This is a genomic window from Streptomyces sp. NPDC059201 (assembly GCF_042754585.1).
In the GTDB taxonomy this organism is placed as follows: Bacteria; Actinomycetota; Actinomycetes; order Streptomycetales; family Streptomycetaceae; genus Streptomyces.
The window spans coordinates 320,101-345,558 of sequence record NZ_JBHZBB010000011.1; the positions used below are offsets into that span (position 1 = coordinate 320,101).

Here is a 25,458-nt window from a genome sequence, read left to right on the forward strand (position 1 = left end):
CAGGTCGACCCCATACAGGTCGAACCCGTGACGCCTCTGGCAACGCCGGCCGACGACCGGGCAGCTACCGACACCACGTGGAAGGCCCCAAACGTCACATGGCCCGCCGCGGCCTCGGGCGAGCAGAGCCTCAGCCAGGCATCCATACTCCTGCGGTCCGCGAAGACCAACGCCTCGCAACTCCCGCTGGCCGACTCAACCGTCTCCGGTGTCCGGGTCATTCAGCCGGGCGCGAAGAGCGGAGAAAGGACTCGGGTTCGCGTTCTGGGCCGGGACGCCGCGGATCGGCTCGGGGTCGAGGGCGTCGTGATCGCCGTCCAGCCACTGCAGACGGCAACGGGCGAGGTCCAAGTGGAGGTCGACTATGAGGCATTCCGCCACGCCTATGGAGGCGACTGGGCCTCGCGTCTGCAGTTGAAGACCCTGCCGGCCTGCGCGCTCACCACTCCCGAGACTGAGGGGTGTGACAAGGCGACCGACCTGCCCACGGTCAACGACACCGAGTCCGGGAAGCTCAGCGCGCCAGTTTCGCTTTCGGCCATGGCCGGAGAAGCCACCGTTCTGGCGGCCACCGCCGGCGCCAGCGGCGCCTCCGGCAACTACACGGCGACACCCCTGTCCCCCTCCGGTTCGTGGTCGGCGGGCGGCAGCAGCGGCGGTTTCAACTGGAGCTACGACCTAACCGTTCCTGACGTCCCCGGTGACGTCAGCCCCAAGCTGTCCATCGGCTACAGCTCCACTTCTCTCGACGGACGCACCGCTGCCACCAACAACCAGCCTGGCGGCATCGGTGACGGCTGGACGATGGAGCCCGGCTACATCGAGCGCCAGTACGTCTCCTGCATGGACGACAAGGCGGGGAGCAACTACGCGACCGCCAAGGTCGGCGACCTGTGCTGGAAGAAGGACAACGCCGTCCTTAACCTCAACGGCCGCACCAACCAGCTGATCAGGAACAGTGCCACCGGGAAGTGGCACCTGCAGTCCGACGACGGCACCACGATCGAGAAGGCGGTCAGCGTCGCCGGGAACAACTACGGCGACAACAACGGTGACGAAAACGGCGAGTACTGGAAGGTGACCACGCCTGACGGCACCCAGTACTACTTCGGCGCCAACCGGCTGGACGGCTGGGTCTCCGGCAAGCAGGAGACCCGCTCCACCTGGACCGTCCCCGTCTTCGGCAACCACGTAGACGAGCCCTGCTACAACGCCTCCTTCAAGGACGCCTGGTGCCAGCAGGCATGGCGCTGGAACCTCGACTACGTCATCGACCCGCACGGCGACGCCATGACGTACTACTGGGGCGAGGAGACCAACTACTACGGCCGCAACGTCGACCCGAACACCGGCTCCTCCACAGCCACCGTGTACGACCGCAGCGGCTACCTGAAGCGCATCGAGTACGGCTTCAACAAGGACACCGTCTACACCCAGCCCCCCGTCAGGGTCGCCTTCGTCTACTCCGAGCGCTGCATCACCGGCTGCTCGACCTTCGACGCGACCAACGCGAAGAACTGGCCGGACGTACCCTTCGACCAGTACTGCGCCTCCGGGACCGAATGCAAGAACCGCTACTCACCGTCCTTCTGGACCCGCTACAAGCTCACCACCATCGCCTCCCAGAACTGGTCCGGGAGCGCGTGGACGCCAGTCGACACCTGGGCCCTGGACTCAAACTTCCCCGGAACCGGCGACGGCACAGCCCCCCTGTGGCTGAAGTCCATCACCCGCACCGGCCACACCGGCACAGGAGACGTCACACTGCCCCCGGTCGGCTTCAACGGCACCTCGCTGCCCAACCGGGTCCTGGGCGCGACGACCGGTGGAAAGCCAGACCCGGTAGACGCCCTACGCCGCTACCGCGTCACCGCGATCCACACCGAGTCCGGCGGCACCATCGGCATCGGATACACCCCTCAGGACTGCTCCGCGAGCAGCGTTCCCTCGCCCTCCTCGAACAACCGACGCTGCTACCCGGTGAAGTGGTCCCCGCCCCAGGCACCCGGCGAGAACTACGAGCCCTACCTCGACTGGTTCCACGCCTACGCCGTGGAATTTGTTCTCGAAGAGGACAAGACCGGCGGCGCCCCGGCCAAGCGCACCGGATACAGCTACCCCGACGGCATGAAGTGGACGCTCGCCCAGGATGACGAGTTCACCCAGGCCAAGCACCTCACCTACAGCGACCGCAAGGGCTTCGGCCGGGTCCAGGTGCGCGTCGGCGCGGACCCCTTCGCGAAGACGCTGAAGGAGTACCGCTACTTCCGCGGCATCCCCGGTGACGAGGTCAAGGACAGCAGCACGACCCCTGTCGCGGTCACCGATCACGAGGCGTTCGCCGGCATGGTCCGCGAAGAGGCCACCTACAACGGCGACGGCGGCGAGCTGGTGAGCGCCACGAGCTACACCCCGTGGGTATCCGCCGCAACCGCTACCGAGAACCGCGCAGGAGGACTGCCCGCCCGTCACGCCTACATCACTGGCGGGGCGAAGGAGAGGACCCGCACCGCCGTCGGCCAAGGCTGGCGCACCACCGAGACCCAGCGGACCTTCGACGGGAACGGCAACCTTCTCACCGAATCCCGGCTGGGCGACACCGCCAAGTCCGGCGACGAGGAGTGCACCACGACTACCTACGCGCCCGGTGACATCCTCGGCCTGCCTTCCGAGATCAAGACCGTGGCGAAGTCCTGCGGTGCGCCGACGATCCTGCCGGCCGACCTGATCTCCACCGAGCGCCGCTACTACGACAACGCGACCTCGCTCACCGCCGTCCCGGTGAAGGGGGACGTCACCCGCCTCGACGAGCAGGACGCTGCGGGCACCGGGTACCTCACCACCGCCAAGCACACCTACGACCAGCACGGCCGTGAACTCACGGACACCGACGCGCTCGGGAACACCACAACAACCGCATACACCCCGGCGACGGGCATCCCCACATCGGTGAAGGTCACCAACGCCCTCAACCACACCACGACGACGACCTACGACCCGCTGCGCGGCGTCGCCACCGCCACCGTGGACGCCAACGGCAAGCGCACCGACGCCGTCCACGACGGCCTCGGGCGTGTCCTGAAGGTGTGGCAGCCCGGCTGGTCCAAGGCCGACCATGCGACCCAGCCGTCGGTCGCATACGAATACAAGATCTCCAAGACACAGGCCAACGCCGTCACCACGAAGACGATCAAGCAGAACGGCGAGTACCGCGTCACGTACACGCTTTACGACGGCCTCTTCCGCGAGCGCCAGACGCAGACGCCGGCTTACGGCACCACCCATACGGTCCTGACCGAGACCCGCTACGACACCCGCGGCTGGGCGTGGAAGACCTTCGCTGCCTACTACGGCGACGTCGCTCCCTCCACCAACCTCTACACGGCGAAGGAGGAGAACCAGGTCGACAACGTCACCAAGAACACCTACGACGGCCTGGGCCGCGTCACCAAGGCAGCCTCCTACTACCTCGGCGACTTCAAATGGGAGACGAACACGGCCTACGACGGCGACCGGGTCACCGTCACTCCGCCGAAGGGCGGGACGGCCACCACGAAGGTGACCGACGCCAGAGGCCGCACGACCCAGCTCACCCAGTACGCCGGCGCCGGACAGACCCAGCCGCAGACCACGACCTACACATACGGCAAATACGGCGAGCCGACCTCGGTCACCGACCCGGCCGGCAACACCTGGTCGTACACATTCGACAGCCGAGGACAGAAGACCGAGGTAGACGACCCCGACAAGGGCCTCAGCACCCTCACCTATGACGCCCTGGGCCGGATCGTCACCGCGAAGGACGCCCGCAGCAACACCCTCACCACGGTCTACGACAAGCTCGGCCGCAAGACCGAGCTCAAGAACGGCACCACCACCCTCGCGAAGTGGACATACGACACACTCGCCAAGGGCCAGCTCACCAGCAGCAGCCGCTACGCCGACGGCGTCGAGTACAAGGAACAGGTCGGCGGATACAACGACCGGTACCAGCCGACCTCGTCAAGCCTCACCGTCCCCACAGCCGCAGGCGGCCTTGCCGGCACCTACAGCTGGCGATACGGATACGACGAGAAGACCGGCGCCTTGAGCTGGACGGAGAATCCGGCGATCGGAAACATCGGTGCAGAGACGGTCATAACGGGCTACAACGCCGAGGACCTTCCGTACCGCACGACGCGGGGCGGCGATATCGTGCTCGTCGCCAACGTCAGGTACGACCACTTCAGCCGGCCCACTCGTACCGAGTTTGGCGACTCCCTCGACAAGAAGGTCTGGCGAGACCAGGCATACGACCCCCACACCGGCCGGCTCGTCGAGCGCGTCACCGACCGCTACCTCGCCCCCCAGCGGGTCGAACGCTCCCTCTACACCTACGACCCGGCGGGTAACGTCACGGGCATCACCAGCACCACTGGCCAGGACGCCACCGCATCCACCGACCGCCAGTGCTTCACCAACGACCAGCTCGGCCGACTGACCCAGGCATGGACGGCGAAGACCGACTGCGCCACGGCACCGACCACCACCAGCGTCGGTGGCCCGAACGCATACTGGCTCACCTACGGGTACGACAAACTGGGCAACCGCACCGAGCAGCAGAACAAGCTCACCGGCGCCACCACCGCGTACACCCCCGGCGGAGCCGCGCGACCGCACGCGGTGGACCAGGCCACCGTCACCGGAGGCCCGGACAACGGCCGCATCAGCACCTTCCAGTACGACGCGACCGGCAACACCACCCACCGCGCCATCGGCACCAGGGCCCAGAGCCTCACCTGGGACGTCGAAGGCCACCTCGCCACCCTCACCGAGGGCGGCGAGACCACCAGCTATCTCTACGACGCCGACGGCAACCGCCTCCTCGCCAAGAACGCGGACGGCACTCAGGTGCTGACCCTGCCCAACGGCGACGAACTGAAGCTGGCGGCCAACGGCACCACGAAGACCGCCACCCGCTACTACACCCACGCCGGCGAGACCGTCGCGGTCCACACCGGATCGGCCATCTCCTACCTCGTCGGCGACCACCAGGGCACCGCCCTGACCGCCATCAACGTCAGCACTCTGGCTGTCACCCACCGCAAGCAACTCCCCTTCGGCGAGCTGCGCACCTCCCAGCCGGCGGCCTTCGGCACCCGCGGTTTCGTCGGCGGTACGAACGATCCCACCGGTCTGACCCACCTCGGCGCCCGCGAATACGACCCGACCCTCGGACGCTTCCTCTCCGTGGACCCGATCATCGACTTCGCCGACCCGGCCCAGATGAACGCCTACGCCTACGGCCACAACAACCCGCTCACAAAGTCGGACCCGACGGGCCTGCGCCCCGACGGCCCGGTCGGCGGCAACGGCGTCGCCGACTCCTACTGGGCCCAGGACCGGGGCATGACCACCGGCTACTACACTCAGAAGAGCGGCCAGTATGTCTGGAACCAGAGCCCGCGCAAGGACTGCGATTCCGAACGGAAATACAAGGCGTACCGCGCGGACCCGGCAAACTACAAAGTTTATCACTACGACGCGAAGGAAGTTGCCGCAATAAAGTCCAAGGCTGCCGAGAGGCGAGCCATTGAGCAGCGCAAGAGTGATGGCATCCTGGGCAGCATAAAGAAGGGGAACTGGGGATCCGCCTGGTCCAACACCAAACTTCTAGTCGCCGACAACTGGGATGGAATTCAAACCGGATTGACGGTAGTCGGATTCGGGACCTGTATTGTTGTCTCGGCGGGGTCCTGCATCATCGCCGGAGCTAGCATTGCGACTGTGAAATTCGGAGTGAATTGGGACATGGCGGGGCAGCCGGATGTGAGGTCCTTCAGTAAGGACCTGGCATGGACGGCAGCCGGTGGCGGGGCCGCAGGCGTTTTCGGCCGCTCCTTCGGCGGTGCCACCAGTTGGACGCAGGCCTTCGGCACCAAGGCGCTCAGTCGCGTGCCGACCGCTATCAAAACCAAGGTTCCCGGGGTGCGAGGTGTCGGCGGTAGTCCGAAGTCGTGGACGACCGTCGAAAATCCCAATGGAGCCATCAACTGGGGAGCCACTTACGGCAACATGGCCGTGAATGCGGGCTTCAACGTAGGGTTCTGCGGGGCAGGTGGAACTAGCCTTGGCGCTTACGGAGGAAATGGAGTCGAATGGTCTAGTTCCTATCAGGGGTCCTGCTGAAGGTAAGCTGTCAAGGGTGTGACGCCGCCTCGCCGCAGTGTCACACCCTTGCGGTGATGGAAATCTGGGGTAATTAGATGACAAAGAGCAAGATGGTGTTGAGGCGTCGATCCCTTCTGGTGTTTTCGATGCTGTTCACTTTGGTCATTTTGGTCATCCTTGCCGATGTGATGGCGGAGGGGTGGGGAGACATTAAAAGGGAAGATCTTCAGGCGGCTTCTTTGATGCTGGAGATGCTTTTTGTGATCTGGCGATTCGCTGGGTCCAGGATTCTCCTTCTGGGATCAACCGTGAAGATCGTAAATCCGCTTCTTACGTACACCGTTCCAGTGGGTTCAGTACGCTCAATCGCGAGTTCGCAGGGTCTTTCCTTGGCCACCTCTGATGGTCGTGAGATTAACTCGATGGCATTTGGCAGATCGCTGATTGACCATTTCGTGGGGACATCGACAAAGGCTGCCGACCGCATAGAGAGACATGTCCGCAGGCGAAGGAACGGTCGGGCAGGTGGTGTGGTGGAGAGGGCTCTGACATGGGAGTGGAGGGCGGACGTCTTTGCTTTGGCAGGGGTGGCCTGCCTCGTGGCATCGATGTTCATCGGCTCATGAGATGAGACCGTGAGTTGCGCTGCTGCTGCACGATAGTCGCCCCATGTCTGTGAACCATTCTGACTTTCCTGCCGGTATTTTGCTGGCCGGTGATCATTCGGCTCGTGGTTCTGTGTCAGTGTAGTGGGCTGCCCCGTACTTGAGGTTACCCCGTTGATGCCGACACCTACGGCCACGACAACCCACTCACCAAAGCTGACCCCACAGGCCTCCGCCCTCACGGCCCGACCGACAGCGCGGTTGGCGACTATAAACAGGCCGCCATGAATCCCGTCAGAGAAGACCATGGGAGCGACGCCGACTGCCGGCGGGGTCCGGATGCTCGAAGGGCCGACGTGCGTCCTCTCACCACACGCCGGGCTGGATTTCTAGCCCTTTCTATCGGCCTTGATGAGGTCAGCGACCTTGTGTGTGCTGGGCGAGCACTGAGCTCTTTCAGAGTGGCCACTGATCGAGTGATCCAGGCCGAGTCAGGATGAGGACCGCAACGCACAGGGCTCCCGTGCCGTTGAGGGAGGTGTTCGAAGTCTCAACCCATCGGCACAGGAGCCCTGTTGGTTCCCCATCCTGCCGCACTCGACCTGCCTCATGCTCTGGTCGAGTGGGTATCCATGCTCATCGTCACCCGTGAGGGTGACCGCCGCTGTAAGCTCCCGCCCCACCAGCGTGCTCTCGTGGGCCTGGTCTACCTTCGCCGGCACGACACGCTCGCGCAGATCGCCGCCGGGTTCGGCATATCCGTCGGCACCGCCCACGCCTACGTCCAGGCCGTCGTCAGGCACCTGTCCGGCCGGGCGCCGGGCCTCCTGCGGGTTCTGCGCAAGGCCGATCCGGACTACGTCCTGCTCGACGGGACGCTCGCCGAGTGTGACCGGGTCGGCGACAGTCGGGCCGACTTCTCCCAGAAGCACCGCCGTCACGGCGTGAACGTGCAGGTCGTCGCCGATCCCGCGGGCAAGCTGCTGTGGATCTCGCCCGCGCTGCCCGGCCGTACCCATGACCTGACCGCGGCCCGCGCACCGCATCATCCGGATCTGCGAACGCCAGGGGGTCCCCGTTCTTGCCGACCGTGCCTACATCGGCGCCGGTCCCTGGGTGACCACACCCATCAGACGGCTGTCTACTACGCCTCCCCGGCCGATTCGCCGATCCGGCTGCGCATCGAGTTCGCCCGGACGATCAGGGCCGGGGAGTTCGACGGCCTGCGCCTGTCCGTCATCCACACCGACCGAGGAGAACTCGACGTCTGCCACCTCCGCTTCGCAGACCACGGCACGTTCACCCGCCGCGACGCCAAACTCGGGCCCGGCGCCGCCCACGGAGTCGTACGCGACTGGCACGAGGACGGCCTGCCTCCCTGGGGCGGCGCCGACCTCACCGGCCTGCGCACCGCGATCATCGACTTCGTCCAGGTCTCGTGCCCTGCCCTCACCGCGGCCCGGAGCGTCGCCGAACCCGGCCCGTGGGCCGATCGGTGGCACGCCACGCTCTGGGCGACCGACACCGTCCTGCTCACCCGTCTCCACGAAGCGACCCAGGCCGTACTCGACCTCGCCGAGAGCGGCACCCACGACGGCATGCCCGTCACCGAGACCCTGAGCAACGCCCGCTTCTACGTGATGGACATGCTCGGCCTCCCGCTGGACCAGGGCATGCTCGCCGAAGCCGCAGCCGTCACCCAGCTCACCGGCCGCCGCCTCGGCCCCGACACCGCCGACGCCGTCGAACGCATCGCCAGCATGCCGATGGACAGGCAGCGCGCCATCGTCCAGGCCGCTTCCCGACGGCACGCAGCCACCTCCACCCCCCTGCGGACGAGCCCGCCTCCCGCACGCTCCGTCCCGGCCTCCAGCCCAACGCCGGCTGCCCGCTCCCACTGACTCCGCCCGCGAGGCGTCCCACCAATCACCTGACCGAGGAGAACCCCTTCTTCATGCGTGCCCCCCGCCGTACCGCGGCCACCGTCGCCGCGACCACCCTGGCGACCAGCTCCCTGATCTGGGCCCCGACCGCGTTCGCCAGCGCCCCCGAAATCCCGCCGGGCGCCGTCGAGATCACCAAGAAGGACCCGGATGGCACCCTCCTGGCCGGAGCAGTGTTCGCTCTCCTCGACACCCTCAACGGCACCAAGGCCCTGACCGGCAAGACGAACGCTGACGGCATCCTGCTCTTCGAGGGCGTCCTCCCCGGCACCTACCGCCTCAAGGAGACCGACTCCGGCAGCCCCCTCCACGACCTGGCCCCCGACCAGGACGTCATCGTCACCCCCGAGTACACCGCGAAGCTCACGATCATTGACACCTTCAAGCCCGCCGAGCTGCTGGTGAAAAAGACCGACAAGAAGACCGGCAAGCCCCTGGCCGGCGCCGTCATCAACATCACCCCCGCCACCAGTACCGGCAAGGCGGTCACCCTGACCACCGGCAAGGACGGCACAGCCACCACCAAGCTCCTCGTCTCCTCCCGCAAGGGCACCGCCTACATCGGCACCGAGACCAAGGCCCCCACCGGCTACGAACTCGACACCACCCCGGTCAAGATCACCGCGAAGCCCGCCGAGAAGACCACCGCCACCTTCACCAACACCAAGAAGGGCAAGCCCACCCAGCCGCCCACCACGCCCCCGACCCCGCCGACCACGCCGCCCACCACGCCTCCGACGACCCCGCCGACCACACCGCCAGTCACCCCGAGCACCCCGCCCACCACGCCTGCGACGACCCCGCCGGTCACCCCGACCCCGAGCCAGTCCACCGCCACCGCACCCGTGCTCCCGCCGACCACCCCGCCTGCCAAGGGCTCCCTCGCGAACACGGGGGCGGACTCCAACACCTGGCTCCTCGCGGCCGGCGGCCTCCTGATCGCTGTCGGCGGCGGGGCCCTGATCGCGGTGCGGCGGAAGAAGACGAAGGACGAGCAGGAGACCCCGACCACCCAGCGCTGAGAACGATCACGGTGCGGGCTCGCGCCACACCTCCGTGCGCTCCCTGGGGCGTTACGGCCGGCCCTGGCGTCGACGCGGTTGCGCGGCACGTCGCCGAGCGCGACCCCGCTGCCGGCCGACGGGGTTGAACCCTCCGTGCCGGACCTGCCCGGCGGCCTGCGGCCGCTGCGCGACTCGGACGCCGCCGAGGAGGAGTGAGACGTCTTCAGCGGCCCGGCGCGGCCGGGTTCCAGGGGGGTCCGGCCGGGTGGACCGCGCGTCAGCGGCCAGCCGCAGGGCGTACACCGGCCGACCGGCGTCGTCGGGGACCGGGCCGAGGTAGCTGTGGCCGGTCATGTGGCACCAGGCGGGCAGGTCGAGCGGGGCGGCGGGGTCCGTGGCGACGACGTGGACGACCGTGCCCGCTCCTGCGTCGGCGATGCGGGCGCGCAGCCTCAGCAGGAGGGTGACGCGCAGCAGGCCGGTGCCGTCGACGGTGATGTACGCCGACGGAGCGGGGATCTCGTTCAGCGGGGCAGAGACTGGGTAATGCGCCACAGGCGGCGGGGCAGCTCGCCCTCCTCGAAAGCATGGACATCGTTCAGAGTCCAGCCGTCGGCGAGGGCATCGACCAGCTCGCGGCCGAAGAAGTGGACCGCGAAGCCGCCGTGCTCGAAGATGTCGTCGCCGTGCGCGATTCCGGCGCCGTAGTGGGCGTCGCCTGTGTGCCGCACGGTGTAGACGAACACGCCGCCGGGCCGCAGGACGCGGCGGACCTCGCCGACCAGGGCGTGGATCTCCTTCGTCGATAGCGCCATGCACAGCAGCATGTGCGCGAAGACCGCGTCCGCCGAGTCGCCCGGAAGCGGCAAGGGCTCGCGCACGTCGTGCACCGCGGTGGTCACCCGCTCCTCGACCCCCTGAGAACGGGAGACGCCGCGCAGCTGCTCCAGCCCGACGGGGCTGAAGTCGGTGGCCTGGACGGTGAAGCCCTCGCGGGCGAAGAACAGCGCGTCGCGGCCGTGCCCGGCCCCCAGCTCCAGCACGTCCTGGGCCCCCGCAGCATGGAATACGGCGGCGGCGTGGACCGCGGGCTCGGACGGCTCCTCGCCGTACATGCCCGGGTGGGCGGCGTAGGTGTCCTGCCAGTGCCGACGCGGGGTCTCGGCCAGCTCCTGCTCGTCCGCCACGGTCTTTCCCTCCCGGTGTTACTCCGAGCAGCCTAGACGTGCCGTCTGCCGGACAGCGCAGGGCATCCCGGGGGGCGAGCAGGCTGGTGAGTTCCGCGATGGCCTCTGGGGAGGGCTTGAAGTACCGGCGGACGTTCTCCGGCTTCTTGTGCCGGGACTTGGCCATCAGCATCAGCAGGGAGGCGCCCTGCTCGCCGAATCGGGTCAGGGAGGAGTGCCGGTACTCGTGCAGGTCCCAGCCGGTGCCCGGCCCGCACACAGCGGTGTGTTCGTCTAGCAGGGCGCGGGCCTGCCCGTACGACAACCGGGCGAAGCCGGTGTCCGGGCAGATGTCACGGGTCTGACGACCTTCCCCGGACCGGGGCGCCGGTGCGTGACGAACACGGGCCCGCGGGTGTGGCCCTTGAGCAGCGCACCGCCCGACGTGACCTCGACGCCCTGGCCATGGCCGGGGCGCCCGTGTACTCCGTGCAGGGCCGAGGCGGCGGCTGGCGCCTCGTGGGCGGCGCTCGTACCGACCTGTCCGGGTTGACCGCCAGTGAGGCACGCGCCCTGTTCCTGGCTGTCGGTCCGGCCTCGGATGCGACGCCGGCGATGAAAGCAGCTCTGCGCAAGCTCGTCCATGCTCTACCGAAGCCCTTCCAGGTGCAGGCCGAGGCAGCGGCGGCGTCGCTGGTCGTAGACCCGCAGCGATGGGGGGCGAGCCGGATCGAGCACCGGCCGCCTCGCTAGCAAAGGCGTCGAAACCCGGAGAACCGTCCACCCGCTGGGCATCGTCGCCAAAGGTCCTGTGTGGTATCTCGTCTCCAACACCGAGACCGGCCGACGGATCTTCCGGATCGACCGCGTGTCGTCCGCCGACCCGACCGGCGACCCCGTGCACCGACCCGGGGACTTCGACCTTGCCGAGAGCTGGTACGAGATCGCCAAAGAGGTCGATCGCAAACGAACGCCGCTGGAGGTCCAGGCGGTATGCACACCCGACGGGATAGGCATCCTCCGGATGGCGCTCGGCGACCGGCTCGACGTGGGAGGTTCCACGACCGATGGCCGCATCGAGGTCGTGATCCGCGGCCCCCATGAGTACATCCTCGCCGGCGAGCTCTCCGGGCTGGTCGAATGGGTCGAGGTGACCGGCCCTCCGGAGGTCCGAGACCAACTGGCCTCGATCGGCAACGCCCTCGTCGAACGATACGGCCGGCCGCGCACCAGCGGAGACCTTCACCCGTCTTGAAGCGGACGAGGCAGGGCTTCGAGAACAGTTCGGCTCAATAGGCTGGGTTTGTCCGTTCCGGCAGGAGCCCGGTCACGACGCCGGCGGGTCCGCCGGCCTGGCTCTCTGCGGGTGGATCGTCTCGTGCCGGGCCAGCATCGCCACGTACTCGGCGATCTTCCGGGTTCGCGTCTCGGCCCGCTTGACGGCATTGACCCGGCTGATGAGGGCGAAGCGGTTGGTCTTGGTGAGTACCTCGAACATCGCCTGCGCCGCTGGGTCGGCGGCGATTGCGAAGCGCAGGTCGGCCGGCACCTCCGCTTCCGATGACGGCGCATAGGCGGCCGTCCACCGCCCGTCGGCCTTCGCGGCGTCGACCGCGGCGCGGCCTGCGGGCTGCATCAGGCCGGCCGCCTCCAACCGGGCCACGTTGGCGACGTTGCGCTGGGACCAGACGCTGCGCGGCCGGCGCGGGGTGAACCGCCGCCAGGAGCTCTCCTCGTCGCGCTTGCGGGCCTGCCCGTCGATCCAGCCGAAGCACAGTGCCTCGTCGACCGCCTGCTGCCAGGTCAGTGTGGTGACGGTGCCGCCCTTCCTGGTCAGGGCGAGCCACACGCCAGGAGAGGCGGTGTGGTTGTCCAGCAGCCACGCGCGCAGCGCCGCGCCGTCGGCAACGATCAACTCATCCAGCTCGGTTCCGGTCACCACCGCAGGTTAGTGCCGCAACCAGGTGTCGCGACCTGTCGGGGTGACTCGTTGAGCCCGTGGTGTCGATGTCGGCCTGGCTCGCCCTCGCCGACGCCACCGTGAAGAACGGCTGTCCTTTCCGGTCGGCGCAACGACCTCGGCGTCCCCACAGCCGCCGCCCGGACCGGAGCGATCCGTCACAGTGGGTCCTGGAGATGACCGCCCCGTCGTCGACGCCCTCGGCTACCACGACGTCATCGCGACCCGCCCCGCATCCGAGGTCGGAGAAGACGGGAGTCGCCACGCCGACGACCACGTACGGTCACCAGCAGGCTGACCCCCAGGCGAAACTGTCGACAGTCGAATAGGCGAGTCCACCAGTACCAAGCCCCGAGAGGCCCGTAGGTTCAGGGAAACCGAAGTCTGTTCAGCGGGAACTCGCGGGTCGGTCCGTGTGTATCCGCTAGGCGAATCCGTGGGTTCGGCGGGAGCCGTGGGGTGGGCTGCGAGGCGGCGGGCTTCCGCGGTGACCTCGGCATCCACCTGGTCCACGGTCCTGTCGCCGTATTCGAGGATGTCGTGCTCGTCGTCGAGTTCAGCGAGGCGCTTGGTCAGGGGCAGCCCCTGACCGTGGCGCTGGTGAATCCGGAAGGTGAACTCCCGAGGCGTGAGCTCTCCAGCGAGCATTCCACACACTGAGCGTTTCCCAACCTCTTGCTGATGAGTGGTGAAGGACGAGGACGGCCTTCACGACGTCGGTGATTCGGTTGGTGCTGCAGCGGAGCTGCGACTTACTTCGACGGGTAGAAGCCCGCCGTGAAGCTGGCGACCCACGAGCGCTCGCCGTGCTCGGGGACGTACGCGGTGACGCCCTCGGCGACCCAGGCGGGAGGCTCGACGTCAGGGCCGAGCGGGGTGACCTTGTCGGTGGCCAGGTCGACCTCGACCGGGAGCGGGGGGCAGCCGGCGCGGTCGGCCGGGACCGTTCCGTAGGCGATGCGGCGCTCGGCGTCAACGGACGTGAACGTGACCCTGTTGCGGTCCTCGGTGTCCTCGAAGCAGTAGCCCTTGTTCTCGCGCAGGTCCAGCACGACGGGCCCGCGTGGACGTAGCGGCCGCCGGACCAGGTCGTCGCGGGCGGCCCGCGTCCGCGTCGACGGGCTTCCCTTCGCAGCGCACGGTGACCCGTACCTTGCCGGTGCCGGGGTCGCGGACCTCGTACCGGCGGATCGCGCCTTGCTGTCCGGCGGACCAGTTCGCGACGATCACGCCGCCGAGGTAGCGCGGCTCTACGAACCCGAGGATGCCCTGCGTGGCGTCGGACGGCTCGCTCTGGCCGCTGTGCCAGCTGCCGCCGCCGAGCCAGAAGGAGGAGGCAGCTGGCACAGCGGCCAGCGGCCCCTGGACCCCGTTCGGGGCCGCGAGCTCGCGCGTCGTGTAGGTGGTCCGCTCGCCCGTGGCGACGTCCACCGACACGGGCTTCGCCTCCGTGCCCCACAGCTTGGTTGAGGTGTAGACCACGCCGCCGCTGTCCTGGGCGGCGAAGAACTCCCTCTTGTGCGGGAACTCGAAGGTACGGCCGGCCTCGACCTCGCCCGAACCGCCGGCCGGGAACACTGTGAGCCGCGTGATGTCGCGGGACTTGGACGCCCCGTCGCCGCCCGTCTCGCCCGAGAACTTCACCACCGCGTAGTCGGTCTCGCCCTTCGAGGTCACGAGGAGCGTCACCTCGCCGTCCACCGAGCCGTCCTGCCCCGACACCGGCAGCTCCACCGGCGCGCCGGTCCAGCGCACGACACCGGTCCGCAGATCCCGCGCCACCACCTGCGTGGACCTGCCGTCCCGGGCGTTCTTGAGGAAGAGGACCTCCTTGGTACGTGGCGCGTACACGGGACGGCTGAGCCCCTCCGACGACTCCACGGCCCACCCCTTGGTGCCGTCGAAGGCGGCGGGCACCTCCACCCGGGGCTTCCGCTCCTCTGTGGGCGCAGCGCCCGTCGTGGCCGTACGTTCCTGCCCCTCGGGCTTCTGCCCGCCGTTGCCCCCGCCGCCACTGCACCCCACCAGCAGCATCACGACCGCGGCCACTCCGGCGGCACCCTTCCCCCGCACGACGCTCGGCCCCCACGGCTCCGGCCCCATCTCCCTCGACCAACTCCCCACGTGCGCAACGCGGTTATCGCCGTACAGCGCCGCTCTGACACCTCACTCGCGTGGCGCTCGCCGGTCCGCGACGAAGCGCCACGGCATGAACGTGCAGGTCCTCACCGATCCCTTCGGACGACTGCTCTTGGCCTCGCCGGCTCTGCCCGGCTCGACTCACGACCTGACCGCCGCGCGACAGCACGGGATCATCGAAGCCCCCACCGAAGCAGGACTCAAATGCTGGGCGGACAAGGCGTATCAAGGCACCGGTGGACTCGTCCGCGTACCGTTTCGGGGCCGGCGCCTCAAGCAGTGGAAGCGCCGCCACAACATCACCCACGCCAAGATCCGCTGTCTCGGCGAGCACGCTCACTCTCCGAACCGGCACGGCGGCGGCCCGCATGGTCTCACTCGGTCGTACGGACCGCAGCCTTCAGCGTGTCGCCACTTGCCACCGGCAGTCGCTGAATCATCGACGGCCCCGCCGGATCCTGTAGCGACGCCTGCATTCGGCCTCTACGAGCGCACAATAAAGTCTTGTTGAAGTGTCCTGGCCTGGTAGGACGCCACTGGGAGTCCTACCAGGCACCGACCTCGCCGCACGAGCCAGGCATCATGATCAGGGCTCCCCGCCGTGCTTGGCTCACCAGGTAGAGCCTGGGCGGCTGGGTTCTGGCGGGCGGTGTCAGGCGTGAATGACGGAGACAGATCATGAGTGCAGGCGTGGACGTGGCTTCGCTGGAGTGGGCGAGGTCCTGGATATGCGTTACTTTCACCCGCGGTCTGGGCCCTGAGGAGGTGTTCGCCCGGTACGGGGTCGATCCGGAACGGGCGCGCCTGCTCGACTGGGATGCGGCCTCGGATCTGCCCTCGGGCTACTCGGGCAACGGGATGGTTTCGCTGCTGCGGGCCGGCAGGATCGGCGAATGGGCCTTCTGCGTCGAGGAGGAAGGCCACATCGGTCTTGGGCAGGAATTGCTCACGGAGTTGTCTCGGGGAACCGAGACGTACAGCATGGCGACCACCGAGGGAATCGACGTTTTCCAGCACTGGCGCGACGGCGAGTGCGTCGAGCACTTCGAGCCCGGCATGGAGCACAGCCGATCCGAACCACTCGGCCCCTGGTGGGATCGGGTGGAAGAGGTGCTCGCCGCACACGAAAGCGAGGGCGGCGGGGTGGCGCCCGTGGTGGCCCTCGTACTCGACCACCTCGGCATCACTCTGGACGACGCGACCCTCGCCGGGCCCTGGCCCAGTCTGACGCTCGCCGAGGACGACTCACCGGCGGCACCGCTGGGCGCTACCTACGCGGGGGAGGGACCGGTTCCACCCGGGACGATCCTGGATTTCGGCCCTTCAAATGGACTGTCCTGAATGGCGAGATCGTATTTCGCCTCCATCGGCCACGACCACCGAACTTGATCGGGCAATGTCGGAGCTGGGCTTCACCCCGGATTGTGGACACTTCAGAGAAGCGGATCTTCGGGGCCGTGGAGAGGGTGTCCTCATGGGTGCTGTGAGGTACTCGGGGAGTTCAAGAGGGACGCGGTCACGCTGGTGGAGTCCAGTGGGCGGCGGTCCGGGTTGGTGGCGCGGGAGTCGGATGTCGACCCGGAGTCGTCGCGCCAGTCAGCCGTTTCCAACCTAACGGGTGGTCGGATCGGCAGCCCCGGCGGTGGGCATGAAGAAAGCTCCTGGTAGACGGTTCACGACCAAGATCACCAGTCCGCCAGGAGCTTCGCGCGCTTATCTACCCGTCCGCCATCGATCTGTCCCCCCGCACCCTGCGGTACCTCGCCGGTCTGCTCGCAGACCACCGTCGCCGGATCGGTTCCCGGTGGCGCCGCCTGGTCTGCGGCCGGCAGGCCCTGCTCGTCCTGGCCCATCTGAGGTGCGGCGATACCTACGCCCGTCTCGACACGGGCTTCCAGATCGGAATCGCCACGGTCTACCGCTACATACGCGAGGCCGTCGATCTGCTCGCCGCCCTCGCGCCCACCCTGGAGCAGGCCATGGAGACCGTTCGACGGAAGGCGTACGTGATCCTCGACAACACCGTGTTCCCGATCGACCGCATCGCCGCCGACCGGCCGTACTACTCGGGCAAGAAGAAGCACCACGGGATGAACGTGCAGGTCCTCGCCGATCCCGCAGGACGCCTGATCTGAGCCTCCGACGCCCTGCCGGGAGCCACCCACGACCTGACCGCGGCCCGGACCCACGGCATCCCCGACGCCCTCGCCGCCGACAACATCAAGTGCTGGGCCGAAAAGGCGTATCAGAGTGCCGACGCCGCGATACGCGTCCCGATCCGGGGGAGGCACCTGCGCGGCCGGCGCCGACGTCACAACCCTGACCACGCCACGATCCGCAGCCTCGACGAACGCGCTATGGCGACCCTCAAGTGCTGGCGGCTCCTGCGAAAAATCCGCTGCAGCACCACCCGGATCGCAGCCCTCGTCCGGGCCGTCGTCGCCCTCGAACTCGCCAGCTAATCAAGATGGAAAAGGCTCACTGGCCACCCTGCCCGAGGTCTGGCCACAGAAGCCGAGACCCTACTCCAGCGCCCGAACCATTCGGTTCGCCGGAGGCAGACGAGAAGTAGGGCGGAAGGACTGGTGGACAGGCGGGAAGGGATGTCACCGTAGACCCCTTCCCGAAAAGCACCAGGTCAGAGAGGTGAATGCCCATGACCGTCGATGCTGCGAGCCAAGCTTCTCCACCACCGTCGCCGAGCCGAAGTTGCGGTGGCTGCTCGGCCCCGGGCACCCGATGGACGTCATCACCGACGGAGAGGGCATGAAACTCGCCGTTACTGGCACCGCGGACATGCCCGGCTACGGCGTCTCCTTCCAGAGGGAGACCCCGGCAGGCGTCGTCACCACAGCCGTCGACCACGTGCTGGCCACGTCCGTTCCCGCTGCCCACGGCTGATCGCGCCCCTTTCGCCCGATTCCGTTAGGAGCTGTTGTTGTCCTCCATCCTCACCGCACGCGACCTCATCGACCGGCTCTCCGCCATCGACCCCGACGCCCCCGTGCGCCTCGCCATCAACCCGTTCTTCCCTCTGCGGCACGGCATCGCCGACGTCATTGCAATGAAGGATGCGCTCGGCCGTACCACGGTCTACGTGACGGAGAACGGCGAACAGCTCGGCCCCGTCCCGCCGGTGGTCACCGTCGCCGCAGGCTGGCACGAGCCGGCCGAAGCGCCCCGCCGCTCGCGCACGGGCATCGTCGCGCAGTAGCCCCACTCTCTACCGCCTGGAGGCGCCCCTGAACCCGCACCACTTCCTCTACCCCTCGCCACCCGCGTTTTGGGTGCGACCGCGCCACCTGGCCGGCGACGACGACGAGCTCGCCGACCGCGTGGCCGATGTCCTGGCGGAGGCCGGCTGGTCGACATGGACGACGGCCCGTTCCACCCTGCTGCACCTGAGCCCCCGCGGACTTGCCGGAGCCGAGTGGGTGCGCGGTTCCCACGACTTCCTTCTCAGCGATCTCCAGGTCGCCTGGCACGTCTCGGCCCGCCAGCACCCGGCCAGCGCCGTGATGGACTGGACAGCCTGCTTCACCAATGGCACACCCCCCGAAGCCATCGCCGACTTCCTCCTCGCCACCGAGGCGCGAACCGACCCCGCCGTCAACTACGACAGCCCCGAGCGCGTCCTCGACGCCCTGTGCGCGCACGGCTGGGCCCGTGACATCGACACCCCCGACACCCGAGTCTGGGACCCGGGCATGTCCGCGGGGTTCGCCTGGGCCGAGCTGCCAGAGCTGGTCTGCGACAGCGACCCGCGCCCCGGTCTGCCGGGCTGGCAGACGTGGGCCGCGCCGGTGATCGGCGCTCCCTACCAGTGGACCGCGGCCTTCAGCGCGAGCGCTCCCCATGATCTCGTCGCCGCTTTCGCCGCATCTCTCGCCTCACCCACCCCGGTGCTGCGCCGCAACCCGCCGGAGAGCGCGGCCGGCCACCTCTTCGTCACACCGGCAACCTGACGCGACCCCGCGCCAACGGCTCGTAATCCAGGAGGTTCTCGTGCCACGTGGTCTTCCTCGCCGCACCGCACACCACCTGAACAGGCATCAGTGACGGGATGAGTGGGCGCTGCGTCGAGAGGGCCCGACATGAAGCCGAGGTGCGCAAGTTGTGGTTCGGCCCGTGGCGTATCGATCCTCAGCAGCTGACCGAATGCCCCGGCTGTCACCAGGGATCGCGTCGCTAGTGCTCTGACCGGGAAGGTTCGCCGGGTTGGTGGGTCATTCGCGCTCGGAGGCGGCGGCGAGGTGGCGGCGGCAGAGGTCGGCAGCTGTCAGGTGGGGCTTGTGCAGCGCCTCGCTGTAGAGCCGCATCTCACGGGCTGCTCGGTCCAGGTGCTGCCAGAAGGCGAGCGGCAGGTCGAGGTCGTCACCAACGTCGACCAGGCAGTCGAAGGCGAGTCCCAACTCGTTGTGCTCCAAGAACTCAAGCGTGGCTGCGAGATCGGTGTCCGGCCGGCCTGCCAGGTGGGCTCGGGCGTCGTCGAGGTGGCTGCGGGTCCGGTTCCAGCTGGCGTGAAGCGCCTCATGATCAACGGTCATAGTGTCAGTGTTGATGGTGCTGTTCGCCAGGTCACGCGGCTTTCGCCAGCCGTCCGCCCCAACGGACGCCCTTCTCGCTGCGGATCCGGTCCCGCTCCCTGCGTTGGGCGGCCAGCACGTCGGGATGTCGGGCGTTCTGGTTGCGCCAGCGCAGGTAGGCGTGCAGCGCCCGGGTCTGCACCGGGTGGTTCGGATGATGGGAGTTGGCGATGGTGAACTGCCGCAGCGGCCCGAAGTGGGCCTCGATCGGGTTGGCCCAGGACGCGTAGGTCGGAGTGAAGCACAGCTCGACACGGTTCTTCTTCGCCCAGCTGCGGAGCTTATCGCCTCGATGTGCGGACAGGTTGTCCAAGATCACGTAGATGGGGGCGCCGTCCGGGCGGGCCGCACGGATCGACTTCAGCGCGGCCAGGGTGTTCGCGGCGCCCTTCCTGGCCCGGTTGACGCCCCACAGTGTGTCGTCGCCGACCGAGTAGCCGTGGAAGTACCGCACCCCGTGGGTGCGGTGGTAGGTCGCGGGATGGCGCTCGGGGTGACCGGTGGGAGCCCAGCCGGCTCCGGCGGTGGGGCGGATGCCGAGCGGGCCGAACTCGTCGAACGCGAACACGCGGTCCGGGAAGCGTTCCTTCACCTCCTCGATGCGGTCGACCTTGGCATCGCGCTCAGGGTCGGGGGACTCCTTCCACGTCTTGGTGCGCTGGAAGGTGACGCCGCGACGGACGAGCAGGGACCGTAACGCCTCCCGACCTATGCGGATCACGCGACCATGCACTTTCCGCAGGTAGGCGACGAGTTTGCGGACGGACCAGCGGGTGAACGGCTGGCCCAGCTTGGCCGGGCGAGTGGTGGCCGTCTGGACGACGAAGTCCTCGTCGTCAGGACTGAGAAGGCGGGGACGGCCCCCCGCCCACCGAGGGTCCAGACAGGCCAGGCCGATCTCGTTGAACCGGTGGATCACATCCCGGGCGGTGTCCTCGTCGGCCTGCACCAGCTTCGCGATCACCGGGACCCGGTTCCCATCGGCCGAGGCCAGCAGCATCATCGCGCGCCGGTAGCGCACCGAACTGGTACTGCTGTCGGGGTACCCAGGAATGTGCTCAATGAAGTACGGGCGAACGTGCTCAGCGGGACGACAGGGTGACCGCTCGACTCGAGGGGAGCAGTGTCACGATGACCTCACGAACGTTCCTGCTCCTTCGGCGCGTCGTCGCATGCTGATCGAGGCGGTGGTCGCGGTCGCGGCAGCTCCAAAGGCTCAGATGGCTTGGCTGGAGAAATACGACGTGCCGCCGGACGAGAAAGCCCTGGGTTTCGATGACGCCTTCCGGCTGGCTGGGCAGTTGGTCAGGGAGAGGCAGCTCAGCCCAGTGGTGCTGCCTCGCCTGCAGATGATCGACGCGGTCTTCAGCGAGACAAGCCAGGCCGCAGGGATGGATCGGTGGTGAAAGAAAGCACTATCCACCGAGGATTGTGCCCGGCAGCCGGCCCGAGAAGACCTCACGGCCGAAGTAGGGACGCACCGCTGTTGGACATCTGCAGCATCTGATGACTGCCGGACGAGGCGCTTAGAGCTGCACCATCCACAGGACCAGCCTGGCCAGCACGAGTACGTCGAGCACGATCCCGGCTTCGAGTAGATGCCCACGTATGCGTCGACGCAGGAGTTGTACTCCAATCCACACACCGAAGGCGGCCAAGCCGGATGACACCAAGAGAATGGCGACCTCCAGGAACTTCCCTGCATCGTTCGCCACCACCACGCTGAGGACGATGTAGGCCAAAAGTGCCTGCGGGAGCCCGAGGAGCCACACCTCCCGGACTACAGCCGGATCTGGACGGCCTGCAGCGGGCGACACGGTCGGTGGGGGCGGTGCAACCGGAGGTGCCACCGGGCCTTGAGTAACACTGTTGGCAGCCGGTACCTGAACCGAGGATGCAGGAGGGAGACGCAGGACTCGGATCATGAGCCCGGCGAAATCCTGGTCCGCGCGCAACTCGTCGGCCAGCACGGAGGCGACGATCGCCGCTGAGCCCTCGCCGGGCTGCTCATGGAATCGTAAAAGCGCGGAGGCGCCCAACGCACTTCGGCCCAGCCGCCCCCAGACCAGTTCCCGGACGGCCGCCTGCTGTTCAGCTCGAGTAGGTGCTTCATCTGTGAGCAGCCTGACCGCTGCCGCTGCTAACTCCGAAGCGTGCATGTCCCGTCCTCCCCCGTACGTCTTCACGTGCAACGAGGGTAGGGGCACCAGCCTTCTCGCGAACAGAGATCCGCGGTCGCTCTCTCGGGCGCCTTGTGTCGAGACCACGGCGGCCATGGGGTGCGCTTGGCCGGCGTGGCTGCGCCGCGAGGCCAGACCTGAAGAGGAGCTCCCCGCGCAGCCACTCCAAACCGTTTGTGCCGGTCACCACGGCGACAGCTCAGCTCATCCATGAGCGCTCACAAGGTCTTCTCGCCCACGGGGTACAGGATCGCAGCCACCGCTGACACACCCAGAGCCCCGTGCGTAAACACCAGTGGCAGCCTTCCCCTGCACAGGCTCGGGAACGCCTGTCGTACTACATGAACTGTGCACGTTCACCCGTACCCGCATGAGCACATTCAGGTGTACGCCGACAACTGCCCCGGCGCACGATCTGCTGCAGCTTCTGCCCCTCCTGGTCGGTCAACCTGCGCACACGGACGGGCTCTGCCACCACACCCCCAGCGGTCGGAACGGACGTCGCCGCGCATCCAACCGCTAGAACCGTCGACCCGGCGAACCTTCCCGGTCAGAGCACTAGCGGTGTTCTCGCAAGGGCTCGGGCCGGGTAGAAGCCAGCCCTGAGACCAAGCAGGTCCCCGCGGGCTGGGTGATCGTTCCAGGACGAGGTTTGCGGTCGGCGGAGCCGCATGAGGCTGCAGACTTGTTTGTGCAGGCTCTGGTGGAGATCGGCACGGTATTCGGGGGCGGGCGGCAATTCGGGCTACCCGCCCCCACAGGCCGTCAGGAACAAGCTGGGGACTCACGGAGCGCACTCTGCCGACGTGATCGCCGGGGTGGGACGCCCGTGGCTGAGTTCGTCCTGAAATGATCAGCCAGGCGAGCAAGGCAGTGCCCGCCTCTCCTGGTTCGCGCCGAAAGATGCGCGGAGGGCCTCCTCGGCTCCCTACGGGGCAGCTTGGGCGTTGTTCGCCTCGAAGACACGGCCGGTGGCGCAGGGGTGGTCGGCGAACTGGTCCAGGTACCCGCCGGCCAGTCCCACCTTGTCGCCTTCCCGGGCGAAGAGCTTGCCTTCGGAGTCGTACACGGCCGTCTTGCCGTTCTCCTCGCGGGCCGACCAGCCGTTGCCCCATGCGATCAGCTCGGGCTTCTTGTTCTCGGCGGTCTTCACCCCGACGCAGTTGCCCTCGGTGATCACGAGAGTTCCGGGAAGATGGGCGTAGAGCCCAGGGAAGGGGTCGTCTGCTTCACGGGTCACGATCTGGGCGGGGGGCTTCTGGCTCGAGGTCGCTGCCGAGCTGGTGCTCGCCGGTTTCACGGCTGCGGGGTTGTCCCCGGTCTGCGTAGGCTTCTCACTTGCCTTGCCGCACGCTGCGGTCGCCGTGGCGAGGAGCAGGCAGCCTGCGAAGACGGCTGTGCCACGGAGCGTTCGGCTGGTTCGCCGTTGCATCGTCTGCGCTGTCTTGCCGCCGCCGTTGGCGTGCCGGTCCGGGGTTCTGGGCATCAGGTCCCGCTCCTTCGCGTGATGGGGTCATTCCGACACGGTGTGTGCAAGAGGGTGAGGCCCGCCCTGTCGCCGAGACGAGCGGTGCGGGCCGATGGTGCTGGTTCCGGCCGGAGACCGGGGACTGTCATCCGGTCTCGAGAGAGACACCCCAGGTGTTCAGGATGGTGCTGATGGGCACGTAGTTGATCCAGCGCGAGCACTGGATCAGACCGACGTTCGGATCCGTGGAACCGCAGGAGTACGTGGAGGAGCCGGTGGCGAGGTCCGGGCCGAGCAGAATGCCCCGGGCTTGTACCCCTCCCGTGACCTTCTTGAACATCGGTCCGCCACTGTCCCCCTGGCCGCCCATGATCTGTCCGGACGGGGCCGCGACCTGGATCACGCCGACGTTCGCACCGTGGAGCGTGACGACGTCGCCGTCGTCGTAGACCGTGCCGCAGTGCTCGCCCGTGCTCGCACCCGAGGAGCACACCGGGTCTCCAGGCCAGTTGGAAGCCCAGTTCTTCACGAGCGAAGTGGACGTGCTCGAGTATCCGCCGCGGAAGATGCTCGGGGTGGTGGCAGGGGAGCTCGCAGGATCGATCAGAAGGGAGTCGATGCCAGGGAGATACGCCACGGAGGAGCTGCCGGAAGCGATGAGCTGCCCTGCACCGTCAGAGACGGACCCGTTACCGGTCCGGTCACAGTGTCCCGCGCTGATCAACCGTCCGGCGGACCCGGCCAGTACGGCGAACCCGCTGGAACAGCCTCCGTCCGGGTGACGGGTCCGGATGCCGCCCTTCCACGGCGGCGCGTCATTGCCACGCGAATAGCCGACAGGCGCCTGCACACCCGTCTTGAGCGCTACGTCGGGTATCTGGGCGGCCTCGCGCAGCTCAGTCAGCTGCTCGTCCGCGACCGCAATGTGCGAGCGTGCGGCGATGCCGACGGTGACCCCGCTGCCGTCGTCGTTGAGATCGCTCCAGGTGATACCCAGGCGGGCGGCCTCCGGGCTGTTGAGGACACGCGTGCGCGCGGCCTCGGCTTCGGCGCGCGAATACTTCGCACCGCCCGTGATTTTGACTGTCACGCCGAGCGGGCTGCTCGCCGCATAGGCCGCCACGTCTGCCGGCGGAGTGCCCTTCCAGAGCACTGAGATCGATCGGCTGGCGTAGTCCGTCTGCTGCCGCGTAAATCCTCGTTCCGCCCCGAGCTCGTAGATGCGGTCCGCGACGACCGGCATGACGTCATCGGTCGGTGAGGTCGCGTCGAGGCTGGCCGGCGCGGGTCCGGGCTCGATGGTCCACGCGGACCTGGTCTGCGGTGCGTAGGGCTCGGTCACCGGTGGCGATGCCGCACCCTCCTGCTGAGGTGCGGAATCTTCACCGAACGCCGCTACCGGGGCCATCCCCAGCGTCAGCGCCAGAACCGCGAGTCCTATAGCCAAGGTTCCCCCCCTGGGCTTCACGATCTGCTACCTCCCCTTGAGCGTCGAACAAGCGGGCCTCGTTCGAATGCCGTGAACCTACTGGTGATGACCGTGCTTGACCATCGGATTCCTAGCAACTCGACGCTTGTTATGGGGAGTTGTGTGTGGTCTCACCCTGATCGCAAGGGGGAGGTGAGGGCATCACTGGCGCGCTCCGGCCGAAAGGCGAACTTTGGTATCCCGCGTCGCTTCCCGAGAGGGACCCCAACCCTGGTCAAGACGCTTTGACGAGGGTGAGCGTGCGGGCTGCCGCGAGCGGGCGCGCGACTATCGGCGGAGAGCGTTGGCGGGCCATCGTGCCCTGGCTCACAGGCATCCATGGGCCTGCCAGGCGGGAGCCCGCTTTGCCGGAAAATGGAAGGAAAGTCTGTCAGGTTGGAGGCATGGTCGTCTCGAACGGCCGAGCAATCTCCGGGTAGCGCGATCCGAGATGGCAGGCAGGGGACCAGAACGCCTATGACTGTTGGGACCGTGCCACCTGGCCGGCGACGACGAGCTCGTCGACCGCGGGCCCCGCACACCGCATTGCACCGGCTGGATCCGATGGGACGCGGGCTGCGGGTGCGGCGGGGCCACACCGTCACGGCGAAGGTGATCACTGACGGCGAGGGCCGGAGCCATGCTTGCAGATGAAGTGCCGCGCGCCACTGCTCGACGGGGAACGCAGACGGCCGCTGGGCTCCGAATTCGGAGCCCAGCGGCCGTCTGCGTCTGCGTTCGGTCAGCCCTGTGCCTTGTCGACCGCGCGGGACAGGTGCGTGTCGACGA

Annotated in this window: 19 protein-coding genes and 6 pseudogenes; 14 read left to right on the forward strand and 11 right to left on the reverse strand. The window is 67.8% G+C overall.

From position 1 onward, the window contains the following. Positions 1 to 351 precede the first annotated feature (351 nt). The 5 genes and pseudogenes from ACFXMG_RS31170 (at position 352) to ACFXMG_RS31190 (ending at position 9,720) form a co-directional block, all read left to right on the forward strand. On the forward strand, positions 352 to 6,168 hold the full coding sequence (locus ACFXMG_RS31170; RefSeq protein WP_384119895.1) for an RHS repeat domain-containing protein: 5,817 nt from the start codon (positions 352 to 354) through the stop codon (positions 6,166 to 6,168). A 77-nt stretch (positions 6,169 to 6,245) separates the two neighbouring features. Further along, positions 6,246 to 6,776: a hypothetical protein gene (locus tag ACFXMG_RS31175; protein ID WP_383818492.1), complete on the forward strand. Its 531-nt coding sequence runs from the start codon at positions 6,246 to 6,248 to the stop codon at positions 6,774 to 6,776. Positions 6,777 to 7,330: 554 nt separating this feature from the next. Then, positions 7,331 to 7,887, forward strand: a pseudogene (locus ACFXMG_RS31180) (transposase family protein); the annotation flags it as partial. A 466-nt stretch (positions 7,888 to 8,353) separates the two neighbouring features. Then, on the forward strand, positions 8,354 to 8,656 hold the full coding sequence (locus ACFXMG_RS31185; RefSeq protein ID WP_383830866.1) for a hypothetical protein: 303 nt from the start codon (positions 8,354 to 8,356) through the stop codon (positions 8,654 to 8,656). 53 nt (positions 8,657 to 8,709) lie between these two features. Then, a complete protein-coding gene (locus ACFXMG_RS31190) occupies positions 8,710 to 9,720 on the forward strand; it encodes a SpaA isopeptide-forming pilin-related protein (protein ID WP_383830863.1) in 1,011 nt (336 codons plus the stop codon). Between the two features lie 51 nt (positions 9,721 to 9,771). On the opposite strand, the gene ACFXMG_RS31195 is transcribed toward ACFXMG_RS31190, so the two are convergent. The 3 genes and pseudogenes from ACFXMG_RS31195 to ACFXMG_RS31205 form a co-directional block, all read right to left on the reverse strand. Next, positions 9,772 to 10,257, reverse strand: a complete 486-nt coding sequence (locus ACFXMG_RS31195; protein WP_383830869.1) for a sulfurtransferase TusA family protein — start codon at positions 10,255 to 10,257, stop codon at positions 9,772 to 9,774. Then, positions 10,227 to 10,889: a class I SAM-dependent methyltransferase gene (locus tag ACFXMG_RS31200; protein ID WP_383830860.1), complete on the reverse strand. Its 663-nt coding sequence runs from the start codon at positions 10,887 to 10,889 to the stop codon at positions 10,227 to 10,229. Before ACFXMG_RS31200 ends, ACFXMG_RS31195 begins: the two co-directional genes overlap by 31 nt. Before the next feature lie 55 nt (positions 10,890 to 10,944). Further along, a pseudogene (locus tag ACFXMG_RS31205) lies at positions 10,945 to 11,300 on the reverse strand (site-specific integrase); the annotation flags it as partial. Here ACFXMG_RS31205 and ACFXMG_RS31210 point away from each other — a divergent pair. Next, positions 11,292 to 12,123, forward strand: a pseudogene (locus ACFXMG_RS31210) (helix-turn-helix transcriptional regulator); the annotation flags it as partial. The pseudogenes ACFXMG_RS31205 and ACFXMG_RS31210 sit on opposite strands and share 9 nt — an antisense overlap. A gap of 72 nt (positions 12,124 to 12,195) precedes the next feature. Here the strand turns inward: ACFXMG_RS31210 and ACFXMG_RS31215 are convergent. After that, positions 12,196 to 12,810: a YdeI family protein gene (locus ACFXMG_RS31215; protein ID WP_383830857.1), complete on the reverse strand. Its 615-nt coding sequence runs from the start codon at positions 12,808 to 12,810 to the stop codon at positions 12,196 to 12,198. 477 nt (positions 12,811 to 13,287) lie between these two features. Between ACFXMG_RS31215 and ACFXMG_RS31220 the strand changes: the two genes are divergently transcribed. Continuing rightward, positions 13,288 to 13,488 (forward strand): hypothetical protein, encoded by a 201-nt coding sequence (locus ACFXMG_RS31220; protein WP_383830854.1) that lies wholly within the window; start codon positions 13,288 to 13,290, stop codon positions 13,486 to 13,488. A gap of 92 nt (positions 13,489 to 13,580) precedes the next feature. Here the strand turns inward: ACFXMG_RS31220 and ACFXMG_RS31225 are convergent, their stop codons facing one another. Continuing rightward, positions 13,581 to 13,880: a hypothetical protein gene (locus ACFXMG_RS31225; protein WP_383830851.1), complete on the reverse strand. Its 300-nt coding sequence runs from the start codon at positions 13,878 to 13,880 to the stop codon at positions 13,581 to 13,583. Further along, a complete protein-coding gene (locus tag ACFXMG_RS31230) occupies positions 13,801 to 14,877 on the reverse strand; it encodes a hypothetical protein (RefSeq protein WP_384339149.1) in 1,077 nt (358 codons plus the stop codon). Before ACFXMG_RS31230 ends, ACFXMG_RS31225 begins: the two co-directional genes overlap by 80 nt. A gap of 103 nt (positions 14,878 to 14,980) precedes the next feature. Between ACFXMG_RS31230 and ACFXMG_RS31235 the strand changes: the two are divergent. From ACFXMG_RS31235 to ACFXMG_RS31260, 6 genes and pseudogenes are all read left to right on the forward strand, one after another. After that, positions 14,981 to 15,304, forward strand: a pseudogene (locus ACFXMG_RS31235) (transposase family protein); the annotation flags it as partial. A gap of 341 nt (positions 15,305 to 15,645) precedes the next feature. Further along, the gene (locus ACFXMG_RS31240) at positions 15,646 to 16,308 is read left to right on the forward strand and encodes a DUF6461 domain-containing protein (protein ID WP_384120229.1); all 663 of its coding nucleotides are present in this window, start codon (positions 15,646 to 15,648) and stop codon (positions 16,306 to 16,308) included. 320 nt (positions 16,309 to 16,628) lie between these two features. Next, positions 16,629 to 17,429, forward strand: a pseudogene (locus tag ACFXMG_RS31245) (transposase family protein). Positions 17,430 to 17,613: 184 nt separating this feature from the next. Beyond that, positions 17,614 to 17,868 (forward strand): hypothetical protein, encoded by a 255-nt coding sequence (locus ACFXMG_RS31250; RefSeq protein ID WP_383830693.1) that lies wholly within the window; start codon positions 17,614 to 17,616, stop codon positions 17,866 to 17,868. A gap of 37 nt (positions 17,869 to 17,905) precedes the next feature. After that, positions 17,906 to 18,181 (forward strand): hypothetical protein, encoded by a 276-nt coding sequence (locus ACFXMG_RS31255; protein ID WP_383830696.1) that lies wholly within the window; start codon positions 17,906 to 17,908, stop codon positions 18,179 to 18,181. A 73-nt stretch (positions 18,182 to 18,254) separates the two neighbouring features. Beyond that, positions 18,255 to 18,932, forward strand: coding sequence for a DUF317 domain-containing protein (locus ACFXMG_RS31260; protein ID WP_383830699.1), 678 nt, complete (start codon positions 18,255 to 18,257; stop codon positions 18,930 to 18,932). Positions 18,933 to 19,193: 261 nt separating this feature from the next. On the opposite strand, the gene ACFXMG_RS31265 is transcribed toward ACFXMG_RS31260, so the two are convergent. Both ACFXMG_RS31265 and ACFXMG_RS31270 read right to left on the reverse strand, forming a co-directional pair. Next, entirely contained in the window at positions 19,194 to 19,514 is a 321-nt protein-coding gene (locus ACFXMG_RS31265) for a MafI family immunity protein (protein WP_383830702.1), read from the reverse strand. 31 nt (positions 19,515 to 19,545) lie between these two features. Further along, positions 19,546 to 20,586: pseudogene (locus ACFXMG_RS31270) on the reverse strand (IS630 family transposase); the annotation flags it as partial. Between the two features lie 139 nt (positions 20,587 to 20,725). On the opposite strand from ACFXMG_RS31270, the gene ACFXMG_RS31275 reads away from it, so the two are divergent. Next, a complete protein-coding gene (locus tag ACFXMG_RS31275) occupies positions 20,726 to 20,959 on the forward strand; it encodes a hypothetical protein (RefSeq protein ID WP_383830704.1) in 234 nt (77 codons plus the stop codon). A gap of 120 nt (positions 20,960 to 21,079) precedes the next feature. On the opposite strand, the gene ACFXMG_RS31280 is transcribed toward ACFXMG_RS31275, so the two are convergent. The 3 genes from ACFXMG_RS31280 to ACFXMG_RS31290 all read right to left on the reverse strand — a co-directional run bounded on the left by ACFXMG_RS31280 (position 21,080) and on the right by ACFXMG_RS31290 (position 24,543). Next, entirely contained in the window at positions 21,080 to 21,712 is a 633-nt protein-coding gene (locus tag ACFXMG_RS31280; RefSeq protein ID WP_383830707.1) for a hypothetical protein, read from the reverse strand. A gap of 949 nt (positions 21,713 to 22,661) precedes the next feature. After that, positions 22,662 to 22,973: a hypothetical protein gene (locus tag ACFXMG_RS31285; RefSeq protein ID WP_383830709.1), complete on the reverse strand. Its 312-nt coding sequence runs from the start codon at positions 22,971 to 22,973 to the stop codon at positions 22,662 to 22,664. A 373-nt stretch (positions 22,974 to 23,346) separates the two neighbouring features. Beyond that, complete coding sequence (locus tag ACFXMG_RS31290; RefSeq protein ID WP_383830712.1) at positions 23,347 to 24,543, reverse strand: hypothetical protein; 1,197 nt, start codon at positions 24,541 to 24,543, stop codon at positions 23,347 to 23,349. Positions 24,544 to 25,458 lie beyond the last annotated feature (915 nt).

Coding starts and splice junctions, on each gene's coding strand:
- ACFXMG_RS31190 (WP_383830863.1), top strand. CDS start 8,710: ATGCGTGCCCCCCGCCGTACCGCGGCCACCGTCGCCGCGACCACCCTG.
- ACFXMG_RS31265 (WP_383830702.1), bottom strand. CDS start 19,514: ATGACCGTTGATCATGAGGCGCTTCACGCCAGCTGGAACCGGACCCGC.
- ACFXMG_RS31240 (WP_384120229.1), top strand. CDS start 15,646: ATGAGTGCAGGCGTGGACGTGGCTTCGCTGGAGTGGGCGAGGTCCTGG.
- ACFXMG_RS31175 (WP_383818492.1), top strand. CDS start 6,246: ATGACAAAGAGCAAGATGGTGTTGAGGCGTCGATCCCTTCTGGTGTTT.
- ACFXMG_RS31185 (WP_383830866.1), top strand. CDS start 8,354: ATGCCCGTCACCGAGACCCTGAGCAACGCCCGCTTCTACGTGATGGAC.
- ACFXMG_RS31280 (WP_383830707.1), bottom strand. CDS start 21,712: ATGCACGCTTCGGAGTTAGCAGCGGCAGCGGTCAGGCTGCTCACAGAT.
- ACFXMG_RS31275 (WP_383830704.1), top strand. CDS start 20,726: ATGCTGATCGAGGCGGTGGTCGCGGTCGCGGCAGCTCCAAAGGCTCAG.